This is a genomic window from Microvirga tunisiensis (genome assembly GCF_009296175.1).
In the GTDB taxonomy this organism is placed as follows: domain Bacteria; phylum Pseudomonadota; class Alphaproteobacteria; order Rhizobiales; family Beijerinckiaceae; genus Microvirga; species Microvirga tunisiensis.
This window is the reverse complement of the sequence record NZ_VOSK01000251.1, coordinates 1-9,311: the sequence shown is the minus strand read 5'-3', so window position 1 is coordinate 9,311 and position 9,311 is coordinate 1. Positions and strand designations below refer to the sequence as shown.

The 9,311-nt window shown below is 61.6% G+C and carries 11 protein-coding genes and 2 pseudogenes; 6 read left to right on the top strand and 7 right to left on the bottom strand.

Annotation, left to right across the window (positions count from 1 at the left end):
* A partial coding sequence (locus FS320_RS32265) for a phytoene desaturase family protein (protein ID WP_244627538.1) occupies nt 1-746 on the top strand: 746 nt, incomplete at its 5' end.
* Nucleotides 747-805: 59 nt separating this feature from the next.
* Here FS320_RS32265 and FS320_RS32260 read toward each other — a convergent pair.
* From FS320_RS32260 to FS320_RS32245, 4 genes are all read right to left on the bottom strand, one after another.
* Complete coding sequence (locus FS320_RS32260; RefSeq protein ID WP_152716521.1) at nt 806-1,078, bottom strand: hypothetical protein; 273 nt, start codon at nt 1,076-1,078, stop codon at nt 806-808.
* Nucleotides 1,079-1,238: 160 nt separating this feature from the next.
* Nucleotides 1,239-1,547 carry a hypothetical protein gene (locus tag FS320_RS32255; RefSeq protein WP_152716520.1) on the bottom strand — a complete coding sequence of 103 codons (309 nt, stop codon included), beginning with the start codon at nt 1,545-1,547 and terminating at the stop codon, nt 1,239-1,241.
* Nucleotides 1,548-1,631: 84 nt separating this feature from the next.
* Nucleotides 1,632-1,934 (bottom strand): helix-turn-helix domain-containing protein, encoded by a 303-nt coding sequence (locus FS320_RS32250; RefSeq protein ID WP_202882919.1) that lies wholly within the window; start codon nt 1,932-1,934, stop codon nt 1,632-1,634.
* A gap of 33 nt (nt 1,935-1,967) precedes the next feature.
* Nucleotides 1,968-2,504, bottom strand: coding sequence for an AAA family ATPase (locus FS320_RS32245; protein WP_152716519.1), 537 nt, complete (start codon nt 2,502-2,504; stop codon nt 1,968-1,970).
* Between the two features lie 310 nt (nt 2,505-2,814).
* Between FS320_RS32245 and FS320_RS32240 the strand changes: the two genes are divergently transcribed.
* Together FS320_RS32240 and FS320_RS32235 are read left to right on the top strand one after the other, a co-directional pair.
* On the top strand, nt 2,815-3,768 hold the full coding sequence (locus FS320_RS32240) for a transglutaminase family protein (RefSeq protein ID WP_152716518.1): 954 nt from the start codon (nt 2,815-2,817) through the stop codon (nt 3,766-3,768).
* Nucleotides 3,765-4,583: a transglutaminase-like domain-containing protein gene (locus FS320_RS32235; protein ID WP_152716517.1), complete on the top strand. Its 819-nt coding sequence runs from the start codon at nt 3,765-3,767 to the stop codon at nt 4,581-4,583. The genes FS320_RS32240 and FS320_RS32235 overlap by 4 nt, the downstream gene beginning before the upstream one ends.
* A gap of 10 nt (nt 4,584-4,593) precedes the next feature.
* On the opposite strand, the pseudogene FS320_RS48625 reads toward FS320_RS32235, so the two are convergent.
* Nucleotides 4,594-4,926 (bottom strand): annotated as a pseudogene (locus tag FS320_RS48625) (hypothetical protein); the annotation flags it as partial.
* Between the two features lie 158 nt (nt 4,927-5,084).
* On the opposite strand from FS320_RS48625, the gene FS320_RS32225 reads away from it, so the two are divergent.
* Nucleotides 5,085-5,897 carry a class I SAM-dependent methyltransferase gene (locus tag FS320_RS32225; protein WP_152716516.1) on the top strand — a complete coding sequence of 271 codons (813 nt, stop codon included), beginning with the start codon at nt 5,085-5,087 and terminating at the stop codon, nt 5,895-5,897.
* Nucleotides 5,898-5,926: 29 nt separating this feature from the next.
* Here FS320_RS32225 and FS320_RS32220 read toward each other — a convergent pair whose 3' ends face one another.
* Nucleotides 5,927-6,187: a dodecin family protein gene (locus FS320_RS32220; RefSeq protein WP_152716515.1), complete on the bottom strand. Its 261-nt coding sequence runs from the start codon at nt 6,185-6,187 to the stop codon at nt 5,927-5,929.
* Nucleotides 6,188-6,928: 741 nt separating this feature from the next.
* Here FS320_RS32220 and FS320_RS32215 point away from each other — a divergent pair.
* Together FS320_RS32215 and FS320_RS32210 are read left to right on the top strand one after the other, a co-directional pair.
* Nucleotides 6,929-7,138: a hypothetical protein gene (locus FS320_RS32215; protein WP_152716514.1), complete on the top strand. Its 210-nt coding sequence runs from the start codon at nt 6,929-6,931 to the stop codon at nt 7,136-7,138.
* Between the two features lie 79 nt (nt 7,139-7,217).
* Nucleotides 7,218-8,768: a B12-binding domain-containing radical SAM protein gene (locus tag FS320_RS32210; RefSeq protein ID WP_152716513.1), complete on the top strand. Its 1,551-nt coding sequence runs from the start codon at nt 7,218-7,220 to the stop codon at nt 8,766-8,768.
* A 427-nt stretch (nt 8,769-9,195) separates the two neighbouring features.
* On the opposite strand, the pseudogene FS320_RS48620 reads toward FS320_RS32210, so the two are convergent.
* A pseudogene (locus FS320_RS48620) lies at nt 9,196-9,311 on the bottom strand (ABC transporter substrate-binding protein); the annotation flags it as partial.

Below are 9,311 nucleotides of genomic sequence, written 5' to 3'. Positions count from 1 at the left end.
TGACCTCATGGCTCACCCGGACCTTGAGCATCGGGGGTATTATCTTGCGCCTTGGCATCGGCGCCTCCGTGATCGGGCCATCGCGTCCTGGACGGCCGACACAGCATCAACGGCGCACCCAGGAAACCATTGCCATACCGCGTTCGCAGCCGATCCCACGGGATCGTCACCGTGAGATCAAAGAGGAGTTTTGCACCATTGTAGGTGGGGTCATTGCCCCATCGCTCGCCTACATGGACCGGGCCTATGACGACGCCAAGCGGGAGGGCTGGAGCCGCGAACCGATTGTCGAGATGCTGATTCCGTCCACCCTCGACGACAGCCTGGCGCTGCGGGGGCAGCATGTGGCGAGCCTGTTCTGTCAGCACGTGCAGCCGGCCCTCTCGGATGGCCGCAGTTGGGACGATCACCGCGACGAGGTGGCTGACCTCATGATCGCGACGGTGGACCGCTATGCTCCCGGCTTCCAGCAGAGCGTGGTTGGACGCCAGATCCTGAGCCCGCTCGATCTCGAGCGCACGTTCGGGCTGATCGGCGGCGACATCTTCCATGGAGCCCTGAGCCTGGATCAGCTCTTCAGCGCCCGGCCGATGCTGGGCCATGCCGATTACCGGGCGCCGCTGGCGGGATTGTACATGTGCGGCTCCAGCACCCATCCGGGCGGTGGCGTCACCGGCGCGCCAGGCCACAATGCAGCACGGGCCATTCTCGCAGACCGCGGCAGGCGTCGGTTCAGAAAGGCCTGATGCGGAGATTCCGGTCCATCTCTACTGCCTTCCTCAGGCGTCGCGCAGCAATCAGCTGACTACTCCTGCGTGTCGAAGAACTCGGCCACTGTTAACTCTTCCGGATTGTCGCCCAGGCAGACGAAATCCAGGTAATCTTCAGGAACATCCTCAAGGCTCCTGATCAGCCGCGGCTTCTTCTCGCCATCGAAGTACGGCAGCAGGCTCTCCTCGTCGGCTTCCCCGTGGTCCTCGTACTCCATGGCATGGAGAAGGCTGTCCACATCCTCGGCCATGGCGAAGATCGCAGAGGGCTCCCCGTCCGCTGTAACATTGAGGCGATACAGCTTCATGTCTGGTAACCCCTCCTGCAGCTGTTCAACTCGTACACGTGCTCAACAGTGAAGCGCAAAGAAGTTAGACGTCGGTAAAGGGCGCGGGCTTAGGAGGAGCGCCAAGCCTGTCAGTTCAGTGGCGACGATCAGCAGTCAGGCGCCGCTGGAGGCTCGGATGCTAGCCGCACACAAGCGCTGGGGCTTGGTCTGCTGCCGCATCTGAGACCCGCCATGCACTGCTGATCCCAGTCGGCTCTTCAATCAAGTGACGCTCAATCCAGACCCACACCGCCAGATCGGCATCCATCGACCGGCGTGCCAGCCAGTAGCTTTCGGCCGGGCACCGGCTCACCTCCGGGTAAAGGCGCAGGAACTCCACCACCGTGGCCACTGCATCGCCGTACCCGCAAAAGCCCTCGCCGATGCAGCCGTTATCGAGCGGTTGCCCGGATCGTCCGACCAGTTGCCACCGGACCCGATAAGCCATTGGGAATTTCCCAGCATCACGAGACCTAACATGGCATGCCGCTCAGTCTTCTGACAGAGGCCGATGTGGTTGGCCGCTGCTGGGTCAGATGTCGTTGTCGCTCGTCAGCTGATCCGGCCGCAGGCCCTCGTCGGGAGGACCAGAATGTCTCAGCCGAACGCCAGGTCCTTCCCGGCCATCCGCCTCGAGGAAGATCATACCTTGCTCCTCCAGAGCAACCCGGATGGCCGCCCTAGCGGCTTCGGACGCGTCAGGACCACCTTCCGCTTCAGCCTGCTGGATAATCGACGTGGACAGGCACGTGCGTCCGGCAAGCTCGGCTTGGGATAGTCCGAGGAGCGCCCGTCCGGCGCGCAACTGAGCGGATGTGACCAGTCTCTCGGACATCAGGACCGTGCCTCTACCGATCTCAAGGTAGCATCATAATGACAGAATGTGGTCGACTTGATCAGCGGTTGAGCATGCGCCTGTCATGGGCATGACAGGGCAATCGAGCTGTGCCAGCCAGGTGGCATCGGTCTCGAGTGTTCGCCCGCTGGTACCTATGTCATAGCCAGCAGCCGATCGAAGAAAGGCCTGATGCTGCTCATACATGGAGCCGCCAGGCTCAATCTCGGGTCCGAAGCGATCCCACTCACGCGCACGAAGGCGAGCCAGCCTGACTTCAGCAGGGATGTACAGGAAGACCACAAGATCAAAGGTCGGGATCAAGGCATCGCCCCACCCCACGATCGCACCGGACAGCACCCAGTGCCTGGCCCAACGGGTTGCCTTCTCCAGCATCCGTGCGCGCTCGGGTGCGGCTCGCCTGGATTGGTAAGGCGGAACAGTCGCAAGCCAATACATATCGTCTGCATCCACGTGCTGACACTCCAGCCGTTGGGCAAGCGCCCGCCCGAGCGTAGATGAGCCGCAGCCTGCGGCTCCAAAGATGTGGACGCGCTCCAAGGATTGCATCGTCCGGCCCTGCCCACCAGCACGCACAGAAGCTTAGTCCACTGAGCCGGCAGAACAAGGCAAGATCGGACAGCCCGCAAGTTCGCACTCCCCTGTCTGAAACCGCAATCGATGACTGGCGCTGGAGAAGCAAAACTCATGGCCTCGCCTCGTCCAGGCGGCTCCTGCATCGCAACATCCCGGGCGGCGAGGAAGCCTAAACTATGGGCTTCCTCCTCCCGATCATTCGATCCTAAACTCTTCGCAGGCCGGGGGGCCGGAACAGCAGTGCCTCTGGATCCTCCAGTTGCCTCACTGGTTGGCGGATGAGATGACCCTTCTCGCAGTCCGACACGTCACGACGTATCGCTACCAGCGGCCGGTCTCCTTCGGCGAACACCGGATCATGTTTCGGCCGCGCGACAGCTATGATCAAAGGCTCCTGGATGCCCGGATCGAGATTGATCCGGCGCCGAGTGCGATGCGCTGGATCCACGATGTCTTCGGCAACTGCGTTGCCATTGCGCGGTTCTCCAAAGAAGCGTCGGAGTTGCGGTTCGAGAGCAACATCCGCCTCGACCACCAACCATCGAACGCGCCGGACTTCCAGATGGAGGACTATGCTCAGACCTATCCCTTTGCCTACAGCGCAGAGGAGATGCCGGACCTGACGCGGGCCATGGAGCGGCAGTATCTCGACCCGGATCACCAGATCCATCATTGGGTTCAGAAGTTCCTGCATCAGGGACGCCCAACCCGCACCGGTGAACTCCTGATGACGCTCACCTACGCCATCAAGGAGAGCTTCACCTACAACAGGCGCTCTGAAACCGGGATCCAGGATCCTCTGACGACTCTGATGCTCAATCGCGGGACCTGCCGCGACTTTGCGATCCTGATGATCGAGGCCGTGCGGGCGCTCGGGCTCGCCGCCCGCTTCGTGTCCGGCTACATCTACAGCCCGAGCCTGGACGGATCCGGCCATGTCGGTGGTGGCTCGACCCATGCCTGGTGCCAGGTCTACCTGCCCGGCGCCGGTTGGGTGGAGTTCGATCCGACCAACGGCATTATCGGCAATCGCGACCTGATCCGGATCGCGGTGGCACGCGATCCCCGGCAGGCCGTGCCACTCTCCGGCACGTGGATGGGCGAGCCGGGTGATTTCAACGGCATGACGGTCGAGGTGAACGTGACGGCCTCGGAGGCCAGCCCAGCGCGAAGCGCTGGCAGGACAACCTCGCCCAACGGTGAACTTCAGCTCTCCAATCCGCAGAGTGCGCGATGATCATTCAGGCAGGCTACCGGATCGCCTTCGAGTGTCCGCAACCGACACCTCTGCTCCTGATGCTGAATGTTGATCCATCGCGGGTGCCGGACCTCATCACGCCCGATGACCTCATGTGCGATCCTCCCGTCGAGCACCGGCAGTATCGTGATGCCTTTGGCAACGTCTGCACCCGGCTGCTTGCGCCAGCCGGGCGGCTGGAGCTTTCAGCAGATTTTCTGATCCGCGATTCCGGCTTGCACGATCCGGTGGTTCCGGATGCGGTACAGCAGCCTGTCGAGGACCTTCCCAACGATGTGATCGTCTATCTGCTTGGGAGCCGGTACTGCGAAACTGACCAACTCTCGGATACCGCCTGGCATCTCTTCGGCGGGATTGAAGGAGGATGGGCACGCGTTCAGGCGATCTGCGATTACGTGCATGGCCGGATCAGATTCGATTATCAGGATGCGTGTGCAACCCGAACGGCCTGGCAGGGACACAACGATCAGGTCGGGGTCTGCCGCGACTTTGCCCATTTGGCCATCACTCTGTGCCGCTGCATGAACATCCCGGCGCGCTATTGCACGGGATACCTGGGCGATATCGGCATTTCGCCGGTGGATTATCCGATGGATTTCAGCGCCTGGTTCGAAGCCTATCTGGACGGCCGGTGGTACACGTTCGACGCCCGGCACAACACCCCGAGAATCGGGCGAATCCTGATGGCCACGGGGCGCGACGCTACCGACGTGGCGATCTCGACGAGTTTTGGCCCATCCTCCCTGGCGAGCTTCTTCGTCAAGACGGATGAGTTGCACGACGCATCAGAGTGATTCGAACAGATTATTGATCCGGCTTGGGTGCAGTTGTAACATCGGCGGTCATGGATAGGGTCGAATAGCCCAGCCAGCCTCCGGCACAGTTCAAGATCACCCAAGCCGTCTCTATAAAACAATGCCGGTTCGTCAAACCCGTCGCCGGCGAACCGGCCGCCATAAGGCTTGGGCAGGGAGACGCATATCCTCCGATCTTGGATATCTTGAGACCCGGCCCTACGAGGGTTTCCACGAGTTTGACGGCGCATGCGACGCCATCGAGGACCGGCAGCCTGTGACGGGCTGAAAGATCTGCTGCGAGATCCAGCATGCCGGCGCAGCCCAGCACGATGGCCTCGCTGATCCCACCACCGCTGATCCAGCACCGTCGCCAGCACGAAGCCCTGGTGGTATCATAATCGGGCAGCGCTGCGATCTCGTGCAGGCAGAGGAACCGAGCTGTGCCCGCGAGTTGCCATGGCTTGGGATGTCTCACCAGACCATTCCGGGGAGCACCGCATGTCCTCGTCTCACTACACCCACGGAACCAGTCCAGCGGAACAGCAGCGGCTGACCGCGATGAACCACCTCCTCAACGAGCGGTTTCTTGCACAGGCCGCTCTCACTCCCGGAGAGCGCATTGTTGATTTTGGCGCTGGTCTCGGCCAGTTCTCACGAGCCATGGCCAAGGTAACAGGCGTGCCGGTTGTGGGGATCGAACGCAGCAATGAGCAGATCTTTGAAGCGATGAGGCAAGCGGACGCTGCCGGCGAAACCCATCTTATCGATATGCGCCAGGGAAATGCAGAGGTCGCACCATTAACCGACAGCGAGTGGGGCCATTTCGACATGGCACATGCTCGTTTTCTGCTCGAGCACGTCTCCAATCCGCTGTTCATCGTGCGAACCATGGTTCGCGCCGTGCGCCCGGGCGGGCGGATCATCCTGGCGGACGATGACCACGAGGTGATGCGGCTCTGGCCGGAGCCGCCGGGGCTGGCCCCGGTCTGGCACGCTTACCAACGCACCTACGACCGCCACGGCAACGATCCTATCGTCGGCCGCCGCCTCGTGCAGCTTCTGCATCAGGCTGGCGCGCAGCCCCGGCGGAACACCTGGGTGTTCTTTGGCGGCTGCTCCGGGCAGCCGGACTTCGAAGGCTATGTCACCAACCTGGCCAAGATCCTCGAGGAAGCCATCGATGAGATTGCCGAGACCGGCACCCCGCGCGAGACCGTACAGGCTCTGCTGGATGCCCTTGCCACATGGCACAGGCGACCTGACGCTGCGCTCTGGCACGGCGTCGCCTGGGCCGAAGGAGTCAGGATCTGACGTGACGGAGCCAGGCTGACCGAGGAGCGTTATTCCAGCCCCAGGATCTCGTCGCTTCCCATGCTCCTTGTGCTCCGGGCGTTGGCGCCCTCATCGAGCTGGAACGCAATCTTCAGGATGACCCTGAACTGGGTGACCTGATCGTTCTCCACGACAGCCTCGAATTCCTTGACCCAGACGGAGCGTATGTTCCGCACCGTGCGCGAGGCTCGCTCCACCGCCTGACGGGTGGCATCCTCCCAACTATCCGGTGACTGGGACGATAGCTCGACCATTTTCACGATCGACATTCTTCCCTCCTTTGCTCCGGCGCCGGAATCGGCGCTTTGAGGGAAAGTCCCGCGGGAGGGCTGCCGTTCCTCAGCCGTCGCGAGGACTGGGGAAGGGCAGAATTGGATGGAGCCGCTGTGGGAGCATAAGCGGCGGTTCGCAAGCGGCATCGTCAACTTGAGCCGATGTCGGCTGTTTGAGGTCGTTGCCACAGAAGCGAAGGCCTTGAAAACCTGTGACCTGCCTCAGGCCGGAAATGCCCGAAAGGTGAGCGAAATCCGTTAAGTTAACGATGCCCCGTGAATGGTTCACCTCAAGCGGCTCGCAGGACGGGTGCCACGCCTCCAATGTGCCAAGGCAGTCTGCCTTGCACCTGACTTGCCCAATCCAGTTCAACTGCCGTCGGTAGACAGCCACTGAGAGGAACTCATTTGAGATCTCATGCCGCTTTTCCCGTTATGGGCAGACCAGCAGGGGAGGGCCGGTCAGAGGTGACGAGCCGACCTTGTCACGGTCGCGCCTGAAGCAGAGGTTGACCCAGCGTGTGTCGGACCCAGGAAACCGGGAGCATCGGAGAGGTATTGTTCCGAGCTTGTCCTGTTTGGGCGCGGTTTACTGCGCAAATCTTACGCGTGCCCGTAAGAGGCCTGTCAGCTGCGGATCATCCCAAGGAGGCGAACAGGGGCAGTTTCTGATCGTCGCGGGATCGGGTACTCTTGCGCCGAGGCCTGTCAAGAGCTGTCCGATCCGGGAGCAGTCCGATGCCAAAGCTGACGGTGAGCTGGGATGACGAGGAACCTCTGCTCCAGACAGCAGAGCTGGAGAACCCTGGAGCAGATCGCCGCTGGAGTGCTCCGGTTGGGCGACTGACGGAGGAGGAGAGACAGGAACTGCTGGCCGCAGCCCAAGCCCTGGCACAGTTGATTGCTGACTTGGCTGCGGACGACACCTTCTTCAGCAATCCGCGCTAGTCACGCGGCACGAAGCCCTCCGAACCCGCAGCGCGCGACGTGAGCAGCCAGTTCGTCGCACTTGCATGGGATGTTCTCGATGGCGGACATCGTCCTGATCAACCCGAAATTCGAGACCAGCTTCTGGGGGCTGGAATATGCACTTGACCTGCTTGGCGTGAAAGCCAACCTGCCCGTCGCGGCTCTGCCCCTGCTGGCGGCGCTCACCCCTGCGGAGCACCGGATCGAGCTGATCGACGAGAACGTCAGGCCCATCGATTATGACCGGTGTGCCCGGGCTGACATCGTCGGTGTCACGGGCATGTCGGTCCAGCGCTTCCACATGCGAGAGATCATCGCAGAACTCAAACAGCGCGGCTGTTTCGTGGTGGTCGGTGGCCCCTGGGTCACCGTCCAGGAGGACTATTTCGGCTCCGATGTCGACGTCATCTTCATCGGCGAGGCCGAGACAACCTGGCCCCAGTTCCTGGCCGACTGGAGCGCCGGCCAGCAGGCCCGCCGCTACGAGCAGGCCCACAGGACCGATGTGACGCAACTACCGGTCCCCCGGCATGATCTGCTGAACATGAGGGACTATGCCTTCGGCAGCGTGCAGTTCTCGCGCGGCTGCCCGTTCACGTGCGAGTTCTGCGACATCATTGTGACCTTCGGGCGCAAGCCACGCCTCAAGACCAGCCCGCAGATCATCGCCGAACTCGACTGCCTCTGGCGCCGGCACGGGATGTCGACCGTGTTCATCGTCGACGACAACCTGATCGGCAACAAGAGGGAGATCAAAGCAGTCCTGCGGGACCTTCTCGCGTGGCAACAGACCAACGGGTTTCCGCTCATGTTCTTCACCGAGGCGTCAATCGACCTGGCGGATGATCCGGAGCTGCTCGCCCTGATGAGCGCGGTCAACATCCGGATCGTGTTCGTCGGCGTGGAGACGCCGAACGAAGCCTCTCTGCGGGAAACGAAGAAACTGCAGAACCTGCGCCAAGGCGGCTCCATTGTTGATAAGATCCACTGCATTCAGGACGCCGGCCTTGAGGTCTGGAGCGGCCAGATCGTGGGCTTTGACCATGACGGGCCGGATATCTTCGATCGGCAGATTGCCTTCATCCAGGAGGCCCGGATCATCACCACGATGGTCGGCATGCTGAGTGCCATTCCCAAGACCCCACTGCACGCGCGGCTGGCGAGGGAAGGGCGGCTTGACGAAGTGGACAACCCGCCGAGCGGGACGAACGTGATTCCCCTTCGGCTGGATCGGGATCAGCTCAGGCGCGGCCATCTTCGGGTCATGCAGGCGCTTTATGCTCCGGAGGCTTATTGCGAGAGGGTCAGGCACCTTTACCTGCACGGACCGTTGGCGAGCCTCGAGCACTGGCCGAAGCGGCCCTGGCCGGCTCACCTCAGGCAGAGCCTTGCGGCCCTCGTCCAGTCAGCCGTGATTGTGCTCCGGTTGGAAAGCCGAGTCCGTGATCGAGCCTTGCGGCAGGCGTACCGGATGATGATCAAGGAGGCGCTGCACCGCCGCTCCCCGTTGCTCCTTCAGATCCTGACGATCAAGTGCGCGATGCACTACCATGCGGCTTGCCTCGTCAAGGAGATGGCGGCAAGCCAACACGGGATCAATACGTTCTAAGCCTGGCGTGAAGGGGATTGTCAACTTAAGCAAATGAGGGCTGATTGAGGTCACCAACCCCAGCCCAAAGCTTTTGAAAGTACGTCCCCGGCCCCGGCCGAAAATCTGCAAAATGCACGCAAAAACCCTTAAGTTAACAATGTCCAGTCGAGTCTGGAACAGCCACATCGCTGAGTTGATCGATCAGCACAGGACGGCCCATGAATTGGACGATGATCAACTCAGCGAAATCATTCGGCTCTTCGACGAGGCCCGGAGCGCCTGCTCGGCCCTGCGCTTTTACGGGGGATTGGTGATCTCTGAGGCCATTCCATTGGACCGGTCGCGAGTCGTCGCCCTTCGTTAGATCGGCAAGCGCCGCGCCATGAGCGGCCTTCTTCAGCGAGATTCTCTCTTCTCACTGAAAGGTTTGTGCGCGTCTCCAGCATCATCCACGGGCGCGGGTGCGGATCATAAAGGTGTCAAAGCCATACTCGGCGACTTGGAACCAGAGGTACTCCTCGTTCCGGAAATCACGCAGGCTGTCATACATCTTCTTGAAGT